This is a genomic window from Candidatus Kapaibacterium sp. (assembly GCA_025059875.1).
GTDB lineage: Bacteria > Bacteroidota > Ignavibacteria > Kapaibacteriales > HRBIN21 > HRBIN21.
The window spans coordinates 477,516-501,346 of record JANXCT010000002.1; the positions used below are offsets into that span (position 1 = coordinate 477,516).

Sequence of the window (23,831 nt, forward strand, 5' to 3'; positions counted from 1 at the left end):
GGGTCAGGCTGGTTGAGTATATTGGCACAACGAAATTCGGACTTTCTCAGCACAGGACTCCAAGCCTCTGATGTTTACCGGCATCGTAGAGACTCGAGGCAGAGTAGTGCGTCGGCGCCGTACGACGTCAGGCTACCGGTACTGGCTCGAAGCCCCAGAAATAGCGCCAGAGCTACGGCCGGGAGCTTCTGTTGCGGTCAATGGGGCCTGTCTTACTGTGGTCTCCACAGAGGGCGACCGCTTCTATGTGGACGTTGTTCCGGAGACTCTACGGAAGACAACGCTAGGACTCCTGCGAACTGGCTCCTGGGTCAATCTGGAACGAGCATGTCCTGCCTCGGGACGCCTCGACGGCCACATTGTCCAAGGACACGTAGACTGTACTAGCCGGATCATAGCGGTCGAACGCGAATCCGGCGAACATCGACTCTGGATTGAGCTACCACCAGCATTCCAGCAGTACGTCGTCCTCCATGGCTCTATCTGCGTTGACGGGGTTAGCTTGACAGTTGCCCGCCTACGGAGCGGAGCTTTCATGGTTGCTCTGATTCCCGAGACGCTCCGCCGAACGACCCTAGGGCTCCTCCAGAAAGGCGATACCGTCAACTTAGAGTTCGACGTCGTCGCAAAATACGTCGAGAGTCTACTGCGTCCGTACGTGCGCCTATTCTTCCAGCAGACCGATACAGAATGAAGCCAACCGCCCGTACCCTGGGGGAGCTCAAGCGCAGCGGCTACCGCGTGGTACCGGTCAAAGAAGAAATGCGGCGCAACCTCATTGAGAAGCTCCGCCGCCGCGAACGGCTCTTCCCAGGAATCATCGGCTTCGACGACACCGTCATCCCTCAGCTCGTCAATGCCATCTTAGCCAAGCACGACTTCATCCTCTTGGGCCTGCGCGGCCAGGCCAAGACCCGGATTGCGCGGATGCTCATCAACTTCCTGGACGAGTATGTCCCAGTCGTGGCTGGCTCTGAGGTCAACGATAACCCCTTCGCCCCCATCTCTAAATACGCTGTGGACCTAATCGCCGAGCTTGGAGACGAGACCCCGATCGAGTGGATCCATCGTTCGGAACGCTACGGGGAGAAACTGGCAACGCCCGACGTTACGATTGCGGACCTCATCGGGGACATCGACCCCATCAAGGCTGCCACTCAGCGGCTGCACTACTCTCACGAAGGCATCATCCACTTTGGCATCATCCCTCGGACAAACCGAGGCATCTTCGTCATCAACGAGTTGCCAGACCTCCAGCCCCGCATCCAGGTAGGGCTATTCAATATCCTCCAAGAGCGCGATATCCAGATTCGCGGCTTCAAGGTCCGGCTGCCACTGGACATCTGCATGGTCTTCACTGCAAACCCAGAAGACTACACCCGCCGCGGGACCATCATTACCCCCCTCAAAGACCGCATCCAGTCGCAAATCCTAACCCACTACCCGCGCACGCTGGAAGATGCCATCGCTATCACAGAGCAGGAGGCCTGGATTGAGCGTGCTCCTGACATGCACGTCGTCCTGCCGCTGTATATGAAGCAAGTGGTGGAGACAATTGCCTTTGTCGCCCGAAGCAGCGAGTTCGTTGACCAAAGCTCAGGGGTCTCCGCACGATTGAGCATCTCGACGATGGAGGCACTCATCTCCAATGCCGAACGCCGAGCCATCCTCAACGGCGAGTCAGTCATAGCCCCTCGAATTGTCGACCTCCAGCGTGCCCTTACCGGCATTACGGGCAAGGTAGAGCTCGTCTTCGAGGGCGAACAGGAAGGACCCGTCAAGGTTGCAAAAGCCCTCATCGGACGAGCAGTCCGGGAAACCTTCAAGCTCTACTTCCCCGATCCGCTGGCCCGGCCGCGTCGTCGAGAGGGGAGCCCTGCGCCAGAACCCAGTCCCTACGTGGAGCTCCTCCGCTGGTTCGAGGCCGGCAATACCGTTGTGATTGACGACATTATGCCAACAGAGCGCTTCGTCCAGGAACTAGACCGCGTCCCAACGCTTCGCCAATTGGCCGTCCACTACCTAAAGGTGGACGAACGGAATCCGTACGAGCTAGGAACTGCTATGGAGTTCATCTTGGATGCACTCCATCAGCACTCCAAGCTGGCAAAGGAAGAAGTAGACAGCAGCGCTACCTACAAGGACATGCTCGGCACCCTCTTCCGCAGCCGCGAAGAGGAATAGTGCAGCGAGCGGCCAAAGCTTCGAGATGGTGTTGTGCACTCAGTGAACCACTCTACCGATGCTCCCGTCTCCCTACTCACCAAACCGCGAGCTCACAATTGGCATCATCGGTGGCGGACAGCTTGCCAAAATGCTAGCCCAAGCGGCCTACCGTTTGGGACTGCGCGTTGCCATTATCGAGCATGGAGCCGATTCCCCAGCCGGCCGAATGACGCAGCTAGAGTTCCCGGAGGGCTGGAATTCCCGCGAAGCCTTAGAGGCTTTCCTACGTGTCAGCGATATCATCACGCTGGAGAATGAGTTCGTCGCCCCAGAGCTTCTGGAGGGACTGGCCCAGCACCGACCAGTCTATCCTACCCCGGAGACGATTCGGCGCGTCCGTGACAAGCTCACACAGAAGCAGACGATGGTGGCTGCCGGCATCCCCGTGCCCAGCTTCGCCGGCGCGAGTAGCTCAGATGACGTCCTGCAGTTCGCTGAAGACTACGGCTTCCCCGTTGTGCTGAAGACCCGCACCTTCGGTTACGACGGCTATGGCAATCGCACTGTCTACGATCGGCAAGCCCTCCCCGAAGCCTGGACAGCACTGAAGCAGCGCACAACCGATTCCTCGCTGCTCGTAGAGCAGTTCGTCCAGCTCCAGAAAGAGCTTGCCGTCATCGTTGCACGGAACCGACGCGGGGATATAGCCGTCTACCCTTGCGTGGAGACCGTTCAGCAAGACCATGTCTGTCGCGTCGTCTACGCCCCTGCTCCCATTCCAGAGCCTCTCCGGCGACGTGCTCAAGAGATCGCTGTAGCCTGCGTGGAGGCTGTGGATGGGGTTGGGGTCTTTGGCGTCGAGCTCTTCCTGACTACCGATGGGGATATCCTCTTCAACGAGCTGGCCCCGCGACCGCACAACTCTGGGCACTACACCATTGAAGCCTGCTACACCTCACAGTTCGAAAACGGCATCCGCGCCATCTGCAATCTCCCACTCGGTTCGCCAGAGATGATTGTACCGGCAGCCGTCATGATTAACCTGCTGGGGGTCCGCTCTGGTAGCGGCATTCCTGACTCTGTCCTCCCAGCACTTCGAGTCGGGAAGGCCTGGCTCCACCTCTACGGCAAGCGCGAGAGCCGAGTACGCCGCAAAATGGGTCATGTCACCGCTGTCGGCCAGACACTAGAGGAGGCATATGCCCATGCCCAACAGGCAGCTGAGGGGGTGGTGTGGTGAGCTCAGCTGCCATTCGTCAGTGCGCGGACCCGAGCCTGAGCCCGCGCGTACGAGAGTCGACGAATCCGGTGCTTCAATGGGATGAGAGCCGCTGGGATTGTGCTCAGTTCGTCCACTCCTAAGCCAACGAGGAGTTCGGTGGCCTCAGCATGAGCCGCAAGCTCGCCACAGATGCCGACCGGTAGTCCTCTCTGGTGGGCTACCTCCACGACCCTCTCAATGAGCTGCCACACTGCCGGATGGAAAGGCTCAAACAGTTCCGCGAGCTGCCCATGCTCGCGGTCTACGGCAAGCGTGAACTGTACAAGGTCATTGGTGCCGATGCTGAAGAAATCAGCAACCTCGGCAAGCTGGGCCGTGCAGAGAGCAGCTGCCGGGGTCTCTACCATTGCTCCTATGGGGATAGCTTGTGCTACGTTTCCAATGCACTCCTGCTGGACTCTCCAAAGGTGTTGACGGATCGCCGTAAGCTCCTGTGGGGACGTCACCATTGGTACAAGGACGCGGATGTTCGGCCATATCGCCGCTACCCGAACGATAGCCCTCAACTGCGTCTGCAGCACTTCTGGATGTCGCAGCAGAAATCGTACTCCTCGCATCCCCAAGGCTGGATTTTGCTCCGTTGCCCCCTCACCGTACTTATCGCCTCCCAAGTCAAAGAGGCGAATCGTGACTGGATCGGGATAGAACCGCTGGGCAAGCTCCTGGTACCACTGGAACTGTTCCTCCTCGTTCGGCAGACGACCTAGCTGTAGGAAGAGGGCCTCGGTGCGCAGCAGTCCAATCCCTTCCGCACCAACGAGATCTGCCTCTTGGACATCTTGTGGCGTGGTGATGTTGACCCTTAGATGGAAGCGTCGCCCGTCAATCGTCTCTGCCGGTAACCGAGCGAACCGCCGCAGAATTCGCCGATGCCACTCGGTACTGTCCCGATGGCGCTCGTACCGTCGGCGAGTCTCCTCCGCAGGTCGGACTACGACAGTCCCTGTGTAACCATCCACGACCACGAGCTCTCCTTCAGTGATTGCCCCCAACGCGTTTCGCACGCCGATAACTGCTGGCAGCTGCAGACTGCGGGCCAGGATAGTGGTGTGGGAGGTGATACCACCGACGGCTGTTACCAGCCCGCAGGCACCGGCCCGATGGAGTAGCACGACCTCCGATGGTGTCACCGCCGGAGCAACAACAACGGCGCCCGTCGTCCGCGCATAGTCTCGCTGAGGTAGCCGTAAGGCCGCAAGGAACCGTTGGAGGAAGTGCTCTAGCTCGTTCCCCCGCTCCTGAAAGAGCACATCTGCTGAACGGCGCAGGCGTCCGATGAGGCTATCGAACACGCGCTGTAGGGCCTGCTCCGCAGTCATCCCTGCCATAACGAGCTCCTGCACCCGCTCCTCCAACGAAGCATCCTCCAAGAGGTGCAGGTAGCTGTCAATGATGGGCACAACCTCCGCTGCCTCCGCCGCTACGACAGCACGCGCTGAAAGGAGCTCCTGCCGAAGTTCTGAAACTGCTCGGGCATACCGTCCCCACTCCGCATCCGCACTCACACGGCTATCACTTCCTCGCGCCGCAGGAGGGAGCCAGAGAACGGCCGGTCCAATCGCAATCCCCGGGGAAGCAGCGATTGCCCCCAGCCACTGTTCGTTGCAAGGGGAAGCGGGATGGTCTGCGATGGTATCGGGGGATAGGAAGCCCTCGTGTCCCGAAGAGGAACTGTCCACTTCCACTCCAACACCTCCCGAAGACCCGACAAGCTCGCGGGGCAATTTACAACACTGCCGTAACTTCTCACCCCTCCTCTGCCCTCTGCAAGAAGTCAGCTACTCGAAGCACCGCCTCGTCAGCATCCTCACCCTCTGCCTGCACCACCACCGTTGTACCGTGCTCTACTGCTAGGCTCATAAGCTCAAGCACACTCTTTGCATTCGCAGCAATCCCATCTCGGACAAGCCAAACCGCAGCAGTAAACCGGGCCGCCAGCACCGCTAACTCTGCTGCTGGGCGTGCATGGAGCCCCAGTGGGAGCCGAACGACAACGCTCCGCTCCACCATTCCGCTCAGTCCCTCCTACCTAACAACTTAAGGTTGGACGAACGAAGCCCCAATGGGCGGTATGCCGCTTAAGGCAGCGGGAGCAAGGGAATTCGAGCTCTAGTGGGCAGCTGACATGCACTTCCCAACTGCACAGAGCCAGTGGCAGCAAGAACAGCTCTGCATGCCACGGTCCGTTACCAGTAGAGTTACTAGAGAAACGCCCGACCACTCGGCCCTGCAGTGTAAAGAGAGCGAGCATTCCCGCAGTATCTCCTCCAGGCAAAGCTATCCACCCTATGCCAAAGAGGTGAGGCCAGGAGTACCGACTCTTCAATTGCCATGAATGCCATGAACATACCGAGGCTCTCTCCCGCCGCCCATCAACACTGGAATACACAGCGTGAGAGCACAAGCAACCTAGTGCCAGCCTACACCTTCCGCAGGGCTTGGCGCAGTGTTGGTAGATGGCGATGGAACAGGAGCGCCAACAGTACCCCGATCGTCAGGCAGGAGTCGGCAACGTTGAAGACGGGCCAGCGAGTGTATAGCCGCCCGAAGAGCTCGAAATCGGGGAATTCCACATCGATGAAGTCCACCACGCTCCCCTGGAGCAGCGGCGCTTCGCCGTAGAGCACTCCGTAGAAGGCACGGTCTATGAAGTTGCCCGTCGCTCCTGCCAACAGCAAAACGACGCTCAGCCGTGCCCGAAACGGGATACCGAGATACTGCAGGCGGCGTAGATACCAGCCCAACCCAATGCTGACTGTAAGGGAGAAGAGTGTTAGCAGAACCTTCGCCTCTCCGACAGGCAGTCCAAAGGCAATGCCAGGATTCTCTACGAACGTAATTCGGACCCAGTCTCCAAGGACTGGCAGGCTCTCACCCAGACGCATCCCCTCGTGTACGAACGGGCCCACGCGGAACCCCTTAACGAGCAGCTTCGTCACCTGATCGAGCGCAAGCAGTCCTCCAACTACGAGCCAATCCCGGCGCACAGTACTCACACCGAGCTTGACTACTCCTTTAGCGCCTTCGCCTTATGGATGGGGATAATGCGGTCTATACCATCCTCGGGGCAGCGGCGGTGAATCTTCCACGAGGCCGACAGCGTCGTAATCGGTACCGCCATGAGTCGCTCTTTGGCGATGAGGATCCCACACTTGCGGCAGATACCGTAGGTCTTGTCATCGATCCGCTTGAGAGCTTCCTCCAGCTTCTGCAAGTAGCCCGTCAAGCGCTGGATCTGGACGTAGGTCCGCTCTCGCTCCCAAGCCTCCGTCCCCTGCTCCGCGGGGTGTAGCGAGAAGATGCCGCCCTCCTCGATGTAGTTGAAGGCGTTCAAGTCCTCTAACCGTTCCCGGAGAAGGCGCAGCTCCTTCAGCGTCTTCTGCTTCTCGGCGAGGATGATCTTCCGGAACATCTCCAGCTCCTCGTCCGAGTAGCGCACTTTCGGCTGCGTTGAGGATTGTGCTGTTTGCCCGGCTGTTGCTGAAGATGGGCTACTCTGAGCAGTGTCGGCCGCCTGTTGTGTCTCAGCTGCTCCTTCAGTGTCAGAGACCTTCTTCTTCCGCTTCGCTGGCATTGGCTCTTCCGTGCTGCAAGTCGTTACGACCTCTGTAAGCGCTCAACGCAGACATATGCGCGGTAGCCGTTGACGTCCACCGGCTGTCCTGACGGACACGGGGCAAAAATAAGGTTTTCCGCTAGAGTCTCCCGTTGTACGTAGTCACGGAGCAGCTCCAGAGCTTGCTGCAGCTCTGGCGGCGCCGCACAGATGATCCGGATTCGGTCCGTTACGGCAAGGCCAGCCCGCTTCCGGAGATTCTGGACCCAGAAGACGAACTCTCGCGCTAGACCCTCAGCACGAAGCTCCTCCGTCAGCGTCGTGTCAAGAGCCACAGTGAGTTCCCCCTCGGTCGCAACAAGCCAGCCTTCGAGCTCGGTGCTGCGAAGCTCCACTTCCTCCCGATTCAGCTCTATCCTTTCCCCTTCGAGCTCTACTACAAGACGTCCAGTCTCGGAGAAGCGCCGAAGGGTTGCCTGCGGAAGCTCCGCCAGAGCCTTCTCCAACAGCGGCATTCGCTTGCCCAAGCGCTTGCCCAAGAGTCGGTAGTTCGGCTTCGCCGTCCACCGCACAACGTCCACCTCCAGCGGCAAGAACTCGATCGCCTTGATGTTAACCTCGTCGGTGATGAGGGCCTCCACAGAGCGAATATCTCGCCGCAGTTGCTGAGAGGCCGCCGGGATGAGAATCCGCTGTAGGGGCTGCCGAACCTTCAGCTGGGCACGCTCCCGAAGCTGGCGCACCAACCCAACGATTTGTCGCGCCAATCCCATGCGACGCTCCAACTCCACATCCCGCAGCTCTGCCGTCGGCTCCGGCATGTCCCAAAGGTGGATCGACAGCGGCTGCCCATCGCGGCGCAAGCGCTGGTAGAGCGCTTCTGCTAGGAAGGGAGCCACCGGCGCCATCATCAGTAGCGTACCCTGCAGCACGGAATACAGTGTCTGGTAGGCTGCCAGCTTCTCCTGGTCCCGCTCCCCCTTCCAGAAGCGGCGACGGTTACGGCGGACATACCAGTTGGAGACATCCTCCAAGACAAAGTCCTGCACGAGTCGGACGGCTCGTGTCAACTCATAGTCGTCCATAGCCTCGCGGTACTGCTGCAGCACAGCCTGCAGCCGCGAGAGTATCCAGCGGTCAATCTCCGGACGTTCGCTAATGGGCACTTCAGGCTCAGCCCCTGTGAACCCGTCAATGCGGGCGTAGAGTGCAAAGAAGTTGTACACGTTCACCAGTGCCCGCAGGAAATTCGCCACCACCGTGCGCCCGATCTCTTCCTCGTTGAAGAGCAATGGCTTCCACGGCGGATTCGCCGAGAGGAGGTACCACCGAACAGCATCCGCCCCGTAGCGCTCGATGACTGCGAAGGGGTCAACGACGTTCCCCTTGGACTTAGACATCTTCTGCCCCTGCTTGTCCAAGATGAGCTCGTTGACCACCACAGAGCGGAAGGCCGGCTGGTCAAAGAGCACCGTGGCTAAGTTGTGCAGCGTATAGAACCAACCACGAGTCTGGTCCACTCCCTCGGCGATGAAGTCGGCGGGGAACTGTTCAGCGAAGAGTTCCTGGTTCTCGAAGGGGTAGTGGAACTGCGCGAAGGGCATTGCGCCAGAGTCGAACCAAACATCCACCACTTCGGGCGTACGGCGGAAGAGCTTGCCATTGCGAAGGAATACGACGCGGTCTACAAAGGGGCGATGTAGATCAATCTCCACTCCAGCCTCCCGCAACGGCACCCGACGACCGTCTGGGAACTCGTAGAGTCCCTCCATAAGCTCAGCAATTGAGCCGATGGCGAACATCTCCGCCCCATCTTCGCTAATCCAGATGGGAAGCGGGGTCCCCCAGTACCGGTCGCGCGAGAGCGCCCACTCCTTGACCTCCTGCAGCCAGTTGCCGAACCGTCCTGCGCCAATCTCCGGCGGCTGCCAGCGAATCTGTTCGTTGAGCTCTAACATGCGCTCTTTGTACGCCGGCGACTTCAGGAACCACGACAGGCGAGCGTAGTAGATGATTGGATTCCCCGTCCTCCAGCAGTGGGGATAGGTGTGCACGTAGTCAAACGTTGCCCGGTAGAGCTTGCCCATACGGCGCAGCGCAGCGACGATGTCGCGGTCAGCTCCTTCTTCTACGCGGTCGTTGTACCGGAAGGTCTTGACCGCCCGCCCGGCAAACTCGCGAACTTGTTCAGTGAAATGCCCATCCGGGGTGACCGGCTGGAGGAGCGGCAGCTCGTAGCGCTGCCCTAACTCAAAGTCCTCCACCCCAAATGCCGGAGCAATATGGACAATCCCTGTTCCCTCTCCTGTCGTGACGAACTCTGCCGGAAGCACTGTCAGTGCATTTGGGTACTGCGTGCGATCGATCGAAAGGTCAGGGAAGATCTGCTCGTAGACCGTCCCCACCAGCTCCGCTCCGGAGAAGCGCTCCACGACCTCAACCTCCCCCTCCAGGACGGAGAGGCACGCCTCCGCCAGAATGAGCCCTTCAGCAGCCTCCGGCGGGTCATTCGGACGGCGATTGCGCACCAGCACATATGTCACCTCTGGATGGACTGCCAACGCCGCATTCCCGAAGAGGGTCCAAGGCGTCGTCGTCCACACCAACAGTGCCGCCCGCTCCAGACCAGAACGGCTCGGCTGTACAACCCGGACACGCACGAAAACGCTCGGGTCACGCACCTCTCGATAGCCCAAGGCCAGCTCATGCGAACTCAGCGGAGTCTCAATTGTTGGGGACTGGGGCACGACCTTAAAGCTGCGGTAGATTAATCCCCGATCGAACAACTGCTTCAGCGCCCACCAGAGCGACTCAATGTACTCGTTGGAGCAGGTGATGTAGGCATTGTCGAGGTCAATCCAGTAGCCCATGCGGCGAGTCAGACTCCGCCAGCCCTCCTCCATCTCGATGTAGCGCCAGACGAGCTCTTTGCAGGCCTGGTTGAAGCGCTCTACGCCGTAGGTTGTCTCAATCTCCCGCTTGTCAACGATCCCCAGCTCCTTCTCTACTGCCAACTCTATCGGCAGCCCGTGACAGTCCCAGCCCGCCTGGCGGCGGACATAGTACCCGCACATGGTCTTGTAGCGGCACACCACGTCCTTGATTGTCCGGGACATGACGTGATGGATGCCCGGCTTACCGTTGACCGTTGGCGGACCCTCGTAGAAGCGAAACCGAGGTGCTTGCCGCCGCTGCTCCAGTGAGCGCTCGAAGATGCGCTCACGCTCCCAGAACGCCAGCACTTCGTGCTCTAACGCCGACAGATTCAACGTCTCCCCAAGCTGTTCCAGCCACATTCGGCGCCCACTCTCGAGCTCTCGTTGCAGAGCCTTGCAATTTTAGGGCTTTCACGCCAGATAGTCCGGCCGTTGCCCCATAATTTCGCCCAGTACCAGCAACACATCTTCGGTATGGAGCTAACTCCACTGAATCCGCATTTCCGCGAAGCCATCGCCGCTGCTCTCCGCGGCCAGCGCTTCATAAAGCTCCTGGGATGTGAACTGACCCGCATAGAGCCAGGCCATGTCGTAGCTGAAGTTGCCCTCCGACCGCAGCATGACAACAGCTCGGTATCGTCCACGGCGGTCTCATCGCAACACTGGCGGATGTTGCCGCTGGATTCGCCAGTTTTACCCTCACTCCAGAGGGGTTCCAGCCCGTCACAGCAGAGCTCCACGTGCTCTTCTTCCAGCCAGGACGTGGCGAGCGCTTGCGTGCTGTCGGACGTGTCCTCCATGCTGGGCATCGACTCCACTTCGCCGAGGCACGTATCTTCTGCCTGCAGGATTCGGCTGAGACACTGATTGCACAGGCAACCTCTACGTTGGCTCTCATCCGCATCCCCGCTGATCCTTGACACTGCAATGCCTCTGCGTTCGTCTGCCTTGCAGCCATAGTCTGTGTACTTTGCTGACCCTCGGAGGACCATGGCGATTCCATGGCAGCGCCTGACACTGAAATCTCAAGAGGCACTGGAACAGGCTCGTGAACTGGCTGCGACGGCTGGGCACCAGTACATAGAGCCGCTCCATCTCTTGGCCGCTCTGTTGGAAGACGACGCAGGAATTCCTGCAATCCTCCTCCGCAAACTGGAGATCGACCTCTCTCGGCTCCGGCGCCGAATCCAAGAGGAGCTGGATCGGCTTCCAAAGGTCAGCGGAGCAGTCGAGCAGTACCTTTCACGCGAGCTTACAGCGCTCCTGGAAGAAGCATGGCGCCAAGCCTCGGCGTTGAAGGACGAGTACGTCAGCACAGAGCACCTCTTGCTAGCCCTTGCCGAGGGGCACTCCAGCGCCGCTCAGCTCCTTCAGGAGCAAGGGGTCACAAGGGAAGCCCTCCTACGGGTCCTAGCGAGCGTGCGTGGCACCCACCGCGTCACAGGCCCTACGCCGGAAGAGAAGTACCAGGCCCTTCAGCGCTACGGGCGGAATCTCAATGAAGAGGCCCGCCGTGGCAAGCTGGACCCCGTCATTGGGAGGGAAGAGGAGATCCGCCGGGTTATGCAGATCCTGACCCGGCGTACCAAAAACAACCCTGTCCTCATCGGCGAACCTGGGGTTGGGAAGACCGCCATCGTAGAAGGCCTAGCGCAGCGCATTGTAGCTGGCGATGTCCCTGAACCACTCAAGACCAAGACTATCATTGCCCTGGACCTGCCGTCCCTCGTTGCTGGGACACAGTTCCGAGGACAGTTCGAAGAGCGCCTCAAGGCCGTCGTCAAGGAGGTCGTTGAGTCCAACGGCGAGATCATCCTCTTCATCGATGAGATCCACACCCTCGTTGGGGCCGGGGCAGCGCAAGGCAGCATCGATGCCGCCAACATCCTAAAGCCCCCGCTGGCCCGCGGCGAGCTGCGCTGCATTGGTGCTACAACCTTGGACGAGTACCAGAAGCACATCGAGAAAGACCCCGCCTTAGAGCGTCGCTTTCAAAAGGTCTTCGTCGACGAGCCCAGTGTGGAGGACACCATCTCGATCCTCCGAGGGATCAAGGAACGGTATGAGCTCCACCACGGCGTGCGTATCACCGATGCGGCTATCGTTGCCGCGGCCCAGCTCGCAGCCCGCTACATCACTGACCGCTTCCTACCAGACAAGGCCATAGACCTCATCGATGAGGCTGCAAGCCGACGCCGCATGGAGATGGACTCCCTGCCGGAGGAATTAGACCAGCTCGAGCGGCGCATCCGCCAACTGGAGATAGAACGGCAGGCCCTCCTACGCGAATTAGGATACCGAGATGGCGAGGCGTCGCCGTAGAGCAGAAGAGGCCGCTGCGACAGTCCCCGCCGCAGGAGATGAGGAGCTTGCTCGCCTACTGACAGAGCAGAACAATCCCGCAAGCTGGGACATAGACCTTCTGGACACCCGACAGATCCTGGAAATCATCAACGCCGAGGATCACAAAGTAGCTCCCGCCGTTGCCCAGGAAATTCCTGCGATTGCGGAAGCAGTAGACCGTATTGTCGAGGCTTTCCGCAATGGAGGCCGGCTCATCTACGTCGGAGCAGGCACGAGCGGACGCCTGGGGATTATGGACGCCGCCGAATGCCCGCCAACCTTTGGGACACCACCGGAGATGGTCCAAGCTCTCATCGCTGGCGGGGAGGCTGCTGTCTTCCGAGCCCAAGAGGGTGCTGAAGACCGGCGAGACGACGGCGCTGCAGCAATTGCTGCCCGCGGCGTGACAGCCAAAGACGTCGTCTGCGGCATCGCCGCCTCTGCTCGCACACCGTTCGTCATCGGAGCCCTTCAAGAGGCCCATCGCCGCGGTGCTACCACACTCTTGGTAACGACCAACCCCAGGAGGCTCGTCCAGCAGATGGAGATCGCACGCTACACCGACATCCTCATCTGTCCCGAAGTCGGCCCCGAAGTCATTGCCGGCTCTACCCGAATGAAGTCTGGAACGGCCCAGAAGCTGGTCCTCAACATGCTCACCACTGCGGCCATGATCCGCTTGGGCAAGACGTACCACAACATCATGGTAGACCTGCAGCCGCTCAACTACAAGCTCCGCCAGCGGTGTCGGCGTATCCTAATGCTCCTTACAGGTGTTGATGCCCCCACGGCCGAATGCGCCCTCCAGGAAGCACAAGGAAGCACGAAACTGGCGCTCTTTATGCTACTGACAAACCTCCCGGCTGAGGAAGCCCGCAGCCTCCTAGAAGCACACCACGGTCGGCTGCGGGAAGCCCTATTAGCTCGCGCTAACAAGCCTTAAACCTCGCCTCACCGCCTATCTCTCTACAGGCGGTGAGGCAGTATATTTGTGCCTAAGGTCCATCAACACAGGCAGCCTGCCATGAGGGCGTGGCGATCGAGCGGGGCGCTCTTCTCCCTCTCCGCAGCAATTGCCGTAGCTCTCCCCCACACCGTACATGTTCCTGCCGAGCTACGGCCGCTCATCTCTAGCCAGCGCCTGATTGCAGATGCACCAGCCATTCCAGTTGCCCACTTCGCTAATGAGCCACTCCCAGTACGCCAAGCCCAAGTGGAAATCTCTGGAGCACCGGTCCAAATCCCGACACTAAGACCACTCACGCCTCGGATTGCCTACGCTCCAAGCGGTGCCCCAAGTTGGATTGAGCTGCCCTTAGGTGTAGCCCGAATGTACGATGTCCCCCTGCCACTTGGTCTGGGTACTCAGCGCATCCCCGAGATCAGCTCCGTCTTAGGGGTGTTGGAGCAGCATCGCTCCCTGCTGAAGCTTACAGAGCCGCGCCATGAACTGGCGCTCATCTCTGCCAGCACCGATGAGCTGGGTATGGTCCACCTACGATTTCAGCAACTCTACGCTGGCATCCCTGTCTGGGGGGCCGATCTCTATGTCCACCTTCGCCAGAACGGCGAACTGCTCCTCGTCAACGGGCGCTACTACCCGACACCAGTCGGCGTTCCAACACAGCCGAAACTAAGCCCAGCGGAAGCCATAGAGCGCGCCATAGCAGCCGTAAAGCAGATCACCGCTGTAGAACCCTTGCCCGAAGAGCTTCCGAACCTAGCGGGAGCCAAACAGGCACGGGCACAGCTCGTCATCTTCCCCCATCCCCTCTCGGGCTCTCTTCGGCTGTGCTATGAGGTGACACTCATCGCCAACGCCGTAGAGGAGTACTTGGCATTCGTAGACGCCCTCAGCGGGGAGGTCGTCTGGCGGCTCCTCAATACTCGCACCCTGCTGCCGTACACCCCACACCCCTCCGTCATTACCAAACCAAAGCTTCGCCTTCGCAGCGTGCCCAAGCAACGCTCCCTGGCCACCCCACAAATGCCTGGACGCTTCGTAGATGCAACAGCTGCTGACTACTTCGGCACCCAGCGCTCCCTCCGCGTCTACCGCCACGACGATGGCGTGCACTACATGATTTGGGACCTTCCGAGCTACAACCCTAACGAATCGAATCTCCCCAGACAGATCAAGGGCGGAGCGGTGACACTGACCGCAAACGGCCAAGAGCTAAGGGGAAACGTCCCACTCTACCACATCACTTCCACGACAAACACCTGGCAGGACCGAGTGGCTGTCTCAGCCCATTACCATGCCTTCCTGACGGACCGATACTTCCGCACTACACACTCGCGGAACTCTTACGACAACCAAGGTGGCACAGTCTACAGCATCCTGCACTTCACGGAGAATGGCCTACCTGCTGACAACGCCTTTTGGAATCCAGGGCTCAAAGTGATGGCCTTCGGTGACGGGTACCAGCTCTTCTATCCGCTAGCAGCATCCCTTGATGTCGTCGCACACGAATTCACGCACGGTGTTACGCAATACTCCGCCAATCTAGTTTACCAGTTCCAGCCTGGTGCCCTCAACGAGAGCTTCTCCGACCTCTTCGCCGTCATGGCGGACCGCGATGACTACCTGATCGGCGAGGGCACCATTCGGGTCCCCGGCAAGATCGCCCTCCGAGACTTCGGGAATCCAGGCAATCCTCAGGCGCTCAGCCAGCTGCCTGGACACATGAGTGAGTATCTGAACTGGCCCATAGAGCGCGACAACGGTGGGGTCCACTACAACTGTGGTATCCCCAATCGCGCTGCATACTTGCTCATCCAGGCCATCGGGCGGGAAAAAGCAGAGCGCATCTTCTACCGCGTGCTGACTCAGTACCTGACCCGTACGTCGGAGTTCATTGATCACCGGCGTGCAGTCATCCGAGCAGCCCGGGAGCTCTACGGACAGTCTGAAGCCCAGGCAGCTGCGCAGGCCTTTGATGCTGTTGGCATCTATGACGCCGGCGGTGGTGGAGGCGGCGGTAGTGGTAACGAGGTCCCACCCGTCCAGGGTGGTACTTGGTACATCGCATTCGTGCTCTCCGACGGGAGAATTGCTCTGCTGAGGACGTCCGATGGTCAGTCTGGGGTCATTAGTTCCAGCGATCCACGCACGAGGGTGCTGATGACTCAGGATGGATTCCCTCTCTCGCAGCTGAGCACAGCTCGGAGTGGGGAGAGAATCTACTTCGTCAATCAGCAGCAGCAACTAGCCTATGCGGACTTGACCCGGCAGCAGTTCTTCATCGTCAATCTGCCGCAACTTGCCAACCTCCGGAACGCTTGCATCAGCAGCGACGGACGTCTCGCTTCAATAGTAAGGGCAGTTGTCGAGCCCTTCATCTACATCACCGATGGACAGCAGGTTGCGCGCCTCCCGCTAACACCCCAGGCTCCTGATGGCGGCGCGGTTAGCACCGTCTGGCTCGCCGACGTCATGTCGTGGACCCCTAACATGCGAGATCCAAAACTTGCCTTTGACGCCTTCAACGTGCTTCCGCTGCAGACAGGCGATACACTGGCATACTGGAACATTTACGAGGCTCACTTTGCGGGGCCGGCTATTTACGAGCTCGTGCCTCCAAACCCAGCCGAGTACAGCCTCGGGAACATCACCTACAGCAACACGGACCCCGACATCATCGCTTTCAACTACTACAGCCATCAGACGGGGATTTACGAGACCGTCCTGGCGAATCTCCAGACCGGCCAAGTCGCAGTCCTAGGTACCTCACAGTGGACTTACAACGGTCAGCCTCTGCTCGATGTCCAGCGTCCGAGCTTCTCGCCAGATAATCGGTACCTAGCTCTCGTCTCACCAGCTGCAGGACTCCTAATTGTCGCTGACCTCCAGCAAGGGCAAGTCGGTGGTCTAGAAGTAGGACAGCCCGTGTACCATCCACGATGGTTTGCTGTCGGAGCAACGGGGATTGCGTACGAATCCCCTCAGACTGGGAATCTCTGGGCACAAGGTCTGCCAGGAGGAGAGCTGGTACTCGGCTACGTGCTACCTGAGGCTGCGCAAGTTTCGCTGGAGCTTCTGGACGTCTTCGGTCGGCCGGTGGCTACGCTCGTAGCAGGCCAGTGGCAGCCGGCTGGACGTCACGAATACCGCTTCCAGTTGCCGTCCGTCGCAAGCGGATGGTATGCTGTCCGCCTACGCTGGAAGGAGGAGGCCTCAGTTCGTCCATTCCTCTGGCTCCGCTGAACAGCCCATGGTATGCCCGAGTGGATTCTGGCGATAGAGAGCTCAGGGGAGCCGCTGAGCGTTGCTCTGTACGAAGGTGACCGTCTTCGGGGACTCTCCATAGTAGCGGCCCCACGGGCTCACGATCGCATGGCAGCGGAGCTTGTCCGGCGGTTGCTGGAAGACCACGACCTTGAGGTACCGCAGTTGCATGCTGTTGCGATCTCAGCAGGCCCGGGTTCGTTCACGAGCCTGCGCATCGGAGCAAGCTTAGCAAAGGGGCTTTGCTTCGGAAGTTCACCCGTCCTTGTTCCTGTGCCAACTCTGGAGGCTCTGGCAGAGGCAGCGGCCCCCGTTGCTCAAGCCTTGGGACTGCGGCGCATCATAGCCTGTGTCCCTGGGCACCTCACTCAAACAGACTCTGGTACCGAGGGCTGGCTCTTCGTGCAAGAGTTTGATCCCGAGGCAACCCCGATACGAGAGCTTCAGCAGTACGAACTCTCCGCCCTCCGTCCAAGCGAAGACACCCTGCTCTGTGGTCCCGCGGCACCCTTGATCGCTGGAGGCCTGCACGTACCATGTTTGGAGCGCCTTTCAGCCGAGTGGATCGGTACTGCCGGCTACCGTCGCTACCTCCAGGGAGCCACAGTTGCGCCAGAGGAGTTCACCCCCATCTACGGAGCGGAGTTCCAGCCGCGGAAGCCATCGCAACGCCTTTAGCGTCCGTGCTGCTGCTGCCACCGCCGCCAGATTTGTCCCCGCATTGCTACAAAGTACAGCGCCGGCAGCACTACCAGGGTCAGGAACGTGGCGAAGACGAGCCCAAAGATGATCGCCCACGCCAGCGGTTCCCAGAAAGCAGCACTGAAGCCTCCGAAGTAGAGCTTCGGATCAAAGCGGGTCAGCAAGCTACCGAAGTCCATGTTGAGGCCTATCGCCAATGGCAGCAGTCCTAAGATCGTAGAGACCGCCGTTAACAGCACAGGGGTAACTCGCGTAGCTCCGCCGCGGATGACGGCCTGTCGCAACGTCAAGCCTTCCTGCCGCAACTGCTCGATGTAGTCCACGAGTACCACCCCATTACGCACCACGATACCCGCCAGGCTTACAATCCCCACCCCAGTGAGCGCGATGGAGATCGTCAGCCCGCTCAAGATGAAGCCCCAGAGTACCCCCATGGTGCTGAACACAACCGTCGTCAACACCAGCAGAGGCTTTGTCACCGAACCGAACTCCGTCACTAGCACCAGAGCGATGAGCACGATGGTGATGAGGAAAGCTGTCTGCAGGAATGCGACCGTCTTACGCTGTTCTTCCTGTTCCCCAGTGAGCCGCACTGAGTAGCCGGGCGGGAGCTGCAGCCGGGTCAGTGCTGTGCGGATCTGTTCGTTGATGAGCGGGGCACTGTAGCCTGGCAGCACGTTAGAGGTCAGCGTAACGACCCGCTCCTGGTCGATACGAGTGATGGTGCCGTACGTCGTTGTATATGTAGCTGTCGTCACAGCCGACACCGGAATGATCCGGAACTGCCCTGTGCTCATGTCGCGGAAGGCCACTGGTACATTGAGGAGATCCTCTAGCCGCTGACGATAGGGTGACATCAGGCGAACCTGGATTGGGTATTCCTCGTCGGCCGTGCGGAACTTTGAAGCTTCCACACCATAGAGCGCCGTCCGTAGTGCGCTGCCTACCTGGCCCGTATTGAGACCTTCCCGAGCGGCCTTCGCACGGTCAATCGTCAGCAACACTTCGGGCTTAGTCTGCTGCAGATCGCTCGTAATCCCTTCCAGGCCAGCAATCTTCAGCGAGTCGACGATGAGCGCACGAATACGGTCGGCCAAGGCTGCGAGCGTGTCCAGATCGGGGCCGGCAATCTCGATGTTGACGGGCCTTCCTGTTGGTGGGCCCGCTTGATCCTTATCCACCACAACTTGCACTCCAGGGATGTCCGCCACCGCTTGGCGCACCAGCTCGAAGTAGTCCCACGTGGAGATTCCCTTTCGGTGCTCTTGGTCAACGAAGGCGATCGTCAGGCGTCCCTTGTGAGGGGTAACCCCAAAGCTGGGACGGAAGGGATCTCCGGCAGCGACTCCCACGTTGACACTTATCGAAGCCACTAATGGGTTCTGCTCGCCCAGGACTCGGTAGACTCGCTCCTCTATTACGCGCATCACTGAGTCCGTCGTGGCAGCATCGGTCCCCACTGGCAGCGTGACGTACACGTAGACAAAGTTGGGCTCTGGGTTCGTGAAGAATTGGACCTTCGGCCGCACGAGCGCCGTCACTACCAGCGTCAACCCAAAGAGGAGCACAACTCCAACCACCAAAGCCACCGCACGCTGCCCCCGAAGGACCCGAGCCCCAACGCGCCGATACAGGCTCAACACCGCCGGCCACAGCCGCTGCTGGAATGGGACCAGGATGCGCGGTGTGAAGATCGTTCGGTTGAAGAGCCACAGCAGCGCGATCACCCACGTCACCGTTGCCAACCCCGTAAAGATCGGCAGCCGGCTCCAAGCTCCCAAGGCATAGCCGAGCCCCGCAACCCCAATCAGGGCTGCTGTTCGCAGGAAGAGTTCACGTCGCGTCAACGGCCGCGGCTGCCGAGGCATGAAGTCTAGTGCAAAGACTGGGTTGAAGACGTAAGCAACTATGAACGAGGCCGAGAGAGTAGCGATGAGCACAACGGGCAAGTACACGATGAACTCACCAACCACTCCAGGCCAAAACAGTAGCGGCACAAACGGTGCAAGCGTCGTCAACGTCCCAGCCAGCACCGGTGCAAAGACCTCTCCAGCCCCCTGCTTGACTGCTGAGACAATATCCAGCCCTTCCCGCCGGTAGAGCCGGTATGTGTTCTCAACGACCACGATCGCATCGTCCACGATGATGCCGAGCGCCAGCAGGAAGGCGAACGTGACCACGATGTTGAAGGTGTACCCCAACGCAGGTAGCACCAACATCGCCAAGAAGGAGGACAGAGGCGTCGCTAACCCCACAAACAGGGCGTTCTGCACGCCCATGAAGAACATCAGCGAGACGACCACGAAGATGAAGCCAAGGATGATAGCGTTCGTTAAATCGGCCAGTGTCGTCCGGCTTCGCACCGACTGGTCGTTCGTGATGACTAGCTCCACCGAAGGCGGCACGATCCGTGCGCGGAACTCTTCCACAATCTGGTAGATGCCATCGGCAGCCTCTAGGAGGTTTTCGCCCGATTTCTTGACGACGCTGAGCGTCACTACTGGCCGGCGATTCAGGCGAGCATAGCTCTGCTGCTCCTTGAAGTCCTCTACAACGGTAGCAATGTCGCCTAGGCGAACTGTGACGCCTGTACCACTCCGCACGATGATGTTGGCGATCTCCTCAACGCTCTGGAACTCGGCTGCCAGCCGAACATTCAAGAGCAGACCGCCGGCTGAGACTTCTCCTGCGGTAATGTTCAAATTCTCTCGGCGAATTGCCTGCTCTACGTCACTCAGGCTCAGCCCATGTGCCCATAGCCGGTACGGGTCTACGTCTACTCGGACCTCTCGTTCGGGTAGCCCAACGATGTCTACCCGCCGAATCTGCGATAGGGCCTCGATGCGGTCGCGCAGCTCTTCAGCGTAGCGTTTGAGCTGCTCCAGCGGCAGATCGCCGGCAATGCTGACCTGCATAATGGGGAACTCTGAGAAGTCGATCTCCAAGGCCCGCGGATCCTCAGGCAGGTCGGTCGGCAGCTCCGATTTCGCTCGATCTATCGCATCCTGCACACGCTGCTTTGCGACTGCTGGGTCTACTGTGGTCTCGAACTCCACGACGATCGTGGAAACATCCTGTGAAGAGTAGCTCCGTACCTTCGTCACGCCTGCAACTGCTTTGAGCTGCTTCTCAATCGGCCGAGTGACCAGGTTCTCAATGTCCGTGGGAGAGGTGCCGGGGTAAATCGTGGTGACGAGGATCGTCGGGACGACAACATCTGGTAGCAACTCCTTGGGCACTCGGATGTACGTGTAGATGCCCGAGAAGAGGACAACGACTGCCAGCACATAGACCGTGACACGATTGCGGATTGCCCAGTTCGTCAGCCAGAACTCTCGCCGCAGCATCATCACCTCACACCTTACAGCTGGACCTTGAGACCGTCACGCAATTCTCCCGAAGCACGGATGACGACCTCCTCTCCAGGCCTCAGCCCCGCCAGGACTTCTGCCTTCTCGAAGGTCAACAACCCCACTCGCACAAGGCGCTCTCGGACGACTGCAGTGCCCCCAGGCTGACGCTCCACAACGTAGACGACCAGGACACCATTCCGTCGCTGCAGAGCAGCCAGCGGGATCGTGACGGCATTCGGGCGCTCTACATCACTCACCCGAACCTGGCACTGTAACCCTGGTCGAAGCCCTGCTGGCGCACGCTCCAACACTAGCTCCGTACGGAACGTGCGGGTTCGGGGATTGACTGCTTGCCCGACGTTTCGGAAACGTGCCGGAACTGTGTCTCCCAGCTCTGGTAGAACCACCTGTGCTCGCGCTCCCGGTTTGAGACTGCCAGCGTATGCCTCGGAAATCTCTGCGGAGACATAAAGATCGCTCGTGTTCACTAGCCCAACGGCAGGCATTCCTGGTGCTAGGAACTCGCCAGGCTTGACCATCACTTCATTCACCAGTCCCGCAAAAGGAGCCGTGATTCGAGTTTGCGCCAACTGCTCGCGAAGAGTCTCCAGGCGCCGTTCCAATGCTTCCCATTCCTGCTTAGCACTCAGGTACTGGACCTCCGCAATGGCCCGGGCTTCCCATGCCCGCTTGTACTTCTCGTAGAGCGTCCAGGCAAGGTCGCGCTGGGTCTGGGCCTCACTCAAGGTCCTTCTCAAGACCTCCGAATCCAGTTCCACTAGCACTTGGCCGCGGGAGACCCGCATCCCAGGCTGGACTCGAACGGCAACGACGGTGCCAGCAGACTTCGCACTGAGGGTGACGGTTGTGCGCGATTCCACAGTCCCCTGCACCTCCAAGACCCGTCGCAGGAGCTCCTGACGCACAGGCTCCACCACGACCGAAATCTCTCGCCCAGCCCCAGCCTGGGTTCCCTCCAACTCCGCCTCCAGGGCCTGGATCTCTCGCTGGAGGCGTGCTAACTCGCTGCGGAGCTGCTCCAGGCGGCGCTTCTTGGTGTCGGCCTCTTCCGAGCGAGCACCACAACCGCTGAAACTGGTCCAACCGACTATCGTGGCGAGGACGATACCAACGACGATTGTGCGCGGCATTGCCACCCACAGAGCAGTAGTTCCACAAGCTCTTCCACAAGTTCTTCAGGCTTCACTTCCTGCATCAAGCGCATGCGGTATGGGTGTCGTGCCAGCAGCAGAGCTCCGCTGAGCACGACCCAGAACTCTGCCAATACCCGTCCCGGGACCACACCTGGTGGGAAGATCCCCTCCTGGATACCCCGCTGGACGAGCTCCATCCCTCTCAGCACAGCCCGCTCCTGGAGCTGCTGCAGCTCTGCAAGGAGTTCCGACCGCACTTTCTCCAGGGGTAGCTCAATGGCTGTGGAGACATGCATGAGCAGCACGAAGTACTCTGGGTATTCGTTGGCAAAGCGCCAGTACTGCCGAGCAAACGTGTGGATAGCCTGCCGGACGGGCTGTTGTGCTGCCTCCTGCGATGCTTGCGCCATCATCGCATCGAAGAGCCGTAGGCCATCCTCCAGTAGCGCCACGTAGAGCTCCTCTTTTGTGTGGAAGTACTCGTAGAGCGTCGCCTTCCCCAGCTCCGCCTCAGCCGCAACCATCTCCATGGTTGCATTCCGGTAACCGTGCTGGAAGAAGACACGCTGAGCGGCCTCCAGAATGGCCCGCCGCCTCTGCTGCCGTTCCCGCTCACGGCGCTCTGGGATTCCCATCCTAGGCCAAGAGGTTACAGCTCTGGTACAAGCCCTGGCTCGGCAACCCCCAGGAGGTAGTCCAACTCTGCCTGTGCACTCAAGTAGTCATGAAGTGCTTGGGCATATGCCGTCCGGGATTGCCGTATGGCTACATCGGCATCAATGACCTCTAGCTGGCTACCCAGTCCCGTACTGAAGCGTATCCGAGCAATCTCGTAGCCCCTCTCTGCTTGAGCAATCGTACTCTGAGCGGCTTGTAAACGCTGTTGAGCGATGCGCTGCTGTTCTATGGCAAGTGCTGCCTGGACCTTCAGTGCCTCCCGCAAGCGCTCTCGTTGCTGCTGGATTTTCCGGCTCTCAATCTCTGCTTGTTCCACACGGGCGTCGGTCTGGAACCCCTGGAATAGCGACAGCGAGAGCTGAATGCCAACGGAGGCGCTTCGAGCTGTGAGGAAGTTGGATAGCTTCTGCGACTGCCCCTGGTAGCTGTACGCACCAAACCCGACGACGGTCGGGTAGGACTCCGCCCGGTAGATGCGCGCGATATCACGCTGCACAAGCTCCTGGAGCTCCAAGGCCTGGAGGAGTGGGTTGGACTTCAGCATCTGCTCCATCACGGTCTGAACAGACGGCAGCGGTGTCGGGCGATACTCCCCTTCCAAGCTGCCCAAGGGCATGATCTCTTGGTCTTGGGGAACTCCGATAGCAAGCTTCAACTGCCGGAGTGCAGCTGAATAGCCAAGCTCCGCCTGTGCCACGGCCGTGCGGATCTGCTCTACCTGCACTTGCGCCCGCAGAGCATCGTAATCCGCCACTAGTCCCTCGGATGCTAGAACACGGACATCCTGGGCAAAGCGCTCTGCTCGCTGCAGACTGGCGCGAGCCGCCTCTAGAAGCTCCCGGGCCAGCAGGGCCCCGTAGAAGGCCTTCTTCACGTTCATCACGGTCTGCAGTACCTCGGCCCGGTACTGTTTCCGCGCTGCCTGCGCATATATTCGCGATGCCCCAATCCCCGTGATGACCGCCTGGCTGAAGATCACTTGGTTCAGCTGTACCTGGACTTGGAAGCTGTTCTCTGCTCCAATCCGCACTGGCTGGAGCTGTCCCGATTGCGGGTTGCGGAAGTCCGGAAGGAAGAACACTGGTAGCTGGAGGTAGCGCGTGTACCCAGCTGCTATCCCTAGCGATGGTAGCGCCGTCCCTACGGCTTCCCGCACTCGAGCGTCCGCACGTTCAACCTCCAGACGGGCCGCTACGATCTGGGGATTTTTCTCCACTGCAAGCTCCAAAGCCTGTCGTAGTGTGAGGCTCTGCTGCCCAAAGCCTGCGGTGACTATTCCAACAAATGCCCAGATGCGCCACCCTCTCATGTTCCGACCAGCAGTCATTTTCCGACCGACGGTCGCAAAGATACGAGTCGGTCCCCTTACTGCCTCAGAACGCACCTCAGCAAGCTATGCGGCGAACACGGAAAACGGCTTGCCTCAAGGTCTC

Annotated in this window: 18 protein-coding genes; 8 read left to right on the forward strand and 10 right to left on the reverse strand. The window is 59.7% G+C overall.

From position 1 onward, the window contains the following. The first annotated feature begins 70 nt into the window (after positions 1-70). The 3 genes from NZ960_04690 to NZ960_04700 are packed head-to-tail and all read left to right on the forward strand — an operon-like array spanning position 71 to position 3,406. The gene (locus NZ960_04690) at positions 71-694 is read left to right on the forward strand and encodes a riboflavin synthase (protein ID MCS7176903.1); all 624 of its coding nucleotides are present in this window, start codon (positions 71-73) and stop codon (positions 692-694) included. Next, positions 691-2,184: a magnesium chelatase gene (locus tag NZ960_04695; GenBank protein ID MCS7176904.1), complete on the forward strand. Its 1,494-nt coding sequence runs from the start codon at positions 691-693 to the stop codon at positions 2,182-2,184. The genes NZ960_04690 and NZ960_04695 overlap by 4 nt, the downstream gene beginning before the upstream one ends. A gap of 58 nt (positions 2,185-2,242) precedes the next feature. Then, positions 2,243-3,406 (forward strand): 5-(carboxyamino)imidazole ribonucleotide synthase, encoded by a 1,164-nt coding sequence (locus NZ960_04700; protein ID MCS7176905.1) that lies wholly within the window; start codon positions 2,243-2,245, stop codon positions 3,404-3,406. Between the two features lie 2 nt (positions 3,407-3,408). Here NZ960_04700 and ptsP read toward each other — a convergent pair whose 3' ends face one another. The 6 genes from ptsP to NZ960_04730 all read right to left on the reverse strand — a co-directional run bounded on the left by ptsP (position 3,409) and on the right by NZ960_04730 (position 10,561). After that, positions 3,409-5,133, reverse strand: coding sequence for a phosphoenolpyruvate--protein phosphotransferase (ptsP, locus tag NZ960_04705; protein MCS7176906.1), 1,725 nt, complete (start codon positions 5,131-5,133; stop codon positions 3,409-3,411). 61 nt (positions 5,134-5,194) lie between these two features. Further along, positions 5,195-5,458, reverse strand: a complete 264-nt coding sequence (locus NZ960_04710; GenBank protein MCS7176907.1) for an HPr family phosphocarrier protein — start codon at positions 5,456-5,458, stop codon at positions 5,195-5,197. Between the two features lie 410 nt (positions 5,459-5,868). Then, complete coding sequence (locus NZ960_04715; GenBank protein MCS7176908.1) at positions 5,869-6,435, reverse strand: signal peptidase II; 567 nt, start codon at positions 6,433-6,435, stop codon at positions 5,869-5,871. 20 nt (positions 6,436-6,455) lie between these two features. Then, entirely contained in the window at positions 6,456-7,022 is a 567-nt protein-coding gene (locus NZ960_04720; GenBank protein ID MCS7176909.1) for a TraR/DksA C4-type zinc finger protein, read from the reverse strand. Positions 7,023-7,045: 23 nt separating this feature from the next. After that, entirely contained in the window at positions 7,046-10,300 is a 3,255-nt protein-coding gene (ileS, locus tag NZ960_04725) for an isoleucine--tRNA ligase (protein MCS7176910.1), read from the reverse strand. Between the two features lie 120 nt (positions 10,301-10,420). Beyond that, the gene (locus NZ960_04730; GenBank protein MCS7176911.1) at positions 10,421-10,561 is read right to left on the reverse strand and encodes a hypothetical protein; all 141 of its coding nucleotides are present in this window, start codon (positions 10,559-10,561) and stop codon (positions 10,421-10,423) included. 14 nt (positions 10,562-10,575) lie between these two features. On the opposite strand from NZ960_04730, the gene NZ960_04735 reads away from it, so the two are divergent. From NZ960_04735 to tsaB, 5 genes are all read left to right on the forward strand, one after another. Further along, the gene (locus tag NZ960_04735; GenBank protein ID MCS7176912.1) at positions 10,576-10,860 is read left to right on the forward strand and encodes a PaaI family thioesterase; all 285 of its coding nucleotides are present in this window, start codon (positions 10,576-10,578) and stop codon (positions 10,858-10,860) included. A 70-nt stretch (positions 10,861-10,930) separates the two neighbouring features. Next, a complete protein-coding gene (locus tag NZ960_04740) occupies positions 10,931-12,262 on the forward strand; it encodes an AAA family ATPase (protein MCS7176913.1) in 1,332 nt (443 codons plus the stop codon). Continuing rightward, positions 12,243-13,226: an N-acetylmuramic acid 6-phosphate etherase gene (murQ, locus tag NZ960_04745; GenBank protein MCS7176914.1), complete on the forward strand. Its 984-nt coding sequence runs from the start codon at positions 12,243-12,245 to the stop codon at positions 13,224-13,226. Before NZ960_04740 ends, murQ begins: the two co-directional genes overlap by 20 nt. 81 nt (positions 13,227-13,307) lie before the next feature. Further along, the gene (locus tag NZ960_04750) at positions 13,308-16,490 is read left to right on the forward strand and encodes a M4 family metallopeptidase (GenBank protein MCS7176915.1); all 3,183 of its coding nucleotides are present in this window, start codon (positions 13,308-13,310) and stop codon (positions 16,488-16,490) included. 12 nt (positions 16,491-16,502) lie between these two features. Next, positions 16,503-17,189 (forward strand): tRNA (adenosine(37)-N6)-threonylcarbamoyltransferase complex dimerization subunit type 1 TsaB, encoded by a 687-nt coding sequence (tsaB, locus tag NZ960_04755; GenBank protein MCS7176916.1) that lies wholly within the window; start codon positions 16,503-16,505, stop codon positions 17,187-17,189. Here tsaB and NZ960_04760 read toward each other — a convergent pair. From NZ960_04760 to NZ960_04775, 4 genes are read right to left on the reverse strand one after another with little or no spacing between them, the layout of a single operon-like run. Further along, on the reverse strand, positions 17,186-20,563 hold the full coding sequence (locus tag NZ960_04760) for an efflux RND transporter permease subunit (GenBank protein ID MCS7176917.1): 3,378 nt from the start codon (positions 20,561-20,563) through the stop codon (positions 17,186-17,188). The genes tsaB and NZ960_04760 overlap by 4 nt on opposite strands. Before the next feature lie 11 nt (positions 20,564-20,574). After that, positions 20,575-21,717 carry an efflux RND transporter periplasmic adaptor subunit gene (locus NZ960_04765; protein ID MCS7176918.1) on the reverse strand — a complete coding sequence of 381 codons (1,143 nt, stop codon included), beginning with the start codon at positions 21,715-21,717 and terminating at the stop codon, positions 20,575-20,577. After that, positions 21,675-22,355: a TetR/AcrR family transcriptional regulator gene (locus NZ960_04770; protein ID MCS7176919.1), complete on the reverse strand. Its 681-nt coding sequence runs from the start codon at positions 22,353-22,355 to the stop codon at positions 21,675-21,677. Before NZ960_04770 ends, NZ960_04765 begins: the two co-directional genes overlap by 43 nt. Before the next feature lie 14 nt (positions 22,356-22,369). Next, a complete protein-coding gene (locus NZ960_04775; GenBank protein MCS7176920.1) occupies positions 22,370-23,707 on the reverse strand; it encodes a TolC family protein in 1,338 nt (445 codons plus the stop codon). Between the last annotated feature and the right edge of the window lie 124 nt (positions 23,708-23,831).

Excerpts from the sequence above, each read along its gene's own strand:
- NZ960_04740 (MCS7176913.1), top strand. The coding sequence starts at position 10,931 with ATGGCGATTCCATGGCAGCGCCTGACACTGAAATCTCAAGAGGCACTG.
- NZ960_04730 (MCS7176911.1), bottom strand. The coding sequence starts at position 10,561 with ATGCTGCGGTCGGAGGGCAACTTCAGCTACGACATGGCCTGGCTCTAT.
- murQ (MCS7176914.1), top strand. The coding sequence starts at position 12,243 with ATGGCGAGGCGTCGCCGTAGAGCAGAAGAGGCCGCTGCGACAGTCCCC.
- NZ960_04710 (MCS7176907.1), bottom strand. The coding sequence starts at position 5,458 with ATGGTGGAGCGGAGCGTTGTCGTTCGGCTCCCACTGGGGCTCCATGCA.
- NZ960_04720 (MCS7176909.1), bottom strand. The coding sequence starts at position 7,022 with ATGCCAGCGAAGCGGAAGAAGAAGGTCTCTGACACTGAAGGAGCAGCT.
- ileS (MCS7176910.1), bottom strand. The coding sequence starts at position 10,300 with ATGTGGCTGGAACAGCTTGGGGAGACGTTGAATCTGTCGGCGTTAGAG.
- tsaB (MCS7176916.1), top strand. The coding sequence starts at position 16,503 with ATGCCCGAGTGGATTCTGGCGATAGAGAGCTCAGGGGAGCCGCTGAGC.
- NZ960_04750 (MCS7176915.1), top strand. The coding sequence starts at position 13,308 with ATGAGGGCGTGGCGATCGAGCGGGGCGCTCTTCTCCCTCTCCGCAGCA.
- NZ960_04770 (MCS7176919.1), bottom strand. The coding sequence starts at position 22,355 with ATGGGAATCCCAGAGCGCCGTGAGCGGGAACGGCAGCAGAGGCGGCGG.
- NZ960_04690 (MCS7176903.1), top strand. The coding sequence starts at position 71 with ATGTTTACCGGCATCGTAGAGACTCGAGGCAGAGTAGTGCGTCGGCGC.
- NZ960_04700 (MCS7176905.1), top strand. The coding sequence starts at position 2,243 with ATGCTCCCGTCTCCCTACTCACCAAACCGCGAGCTCACAATTGGCATC.
- NZ960_04760 (MCS7176917.1), bottom strand. The coding sequence starts at position 20,563 with ATGATGCTGCGGCGAGAGTTCTGGCTGACGAACTGGGCAATCCGCAAT.
- NZ960_04765 (MCS7176918.1), bottom strand. The coding sequence starts at position 21,717 with ATGCCGCGCACAATCGTCGTTGGTATCGTCCTCGCCACGATAGTCGGT.
- NZ960_04695 (MCS7176904.1), top strand. The coding sequence starts at position 691 with ATGAAGCCAACCGCCCGTACCCTGGGGGAGCTCAAGCGCAGCGGCTAC.
- NZ960_04775 (MCS7176920.1), bottom strand. The coding sequence starts at position 23,707 with ATGAGAGGGTGGCGCATCTGGGCATTTGTTGGAATAGTCACCGCAGGC.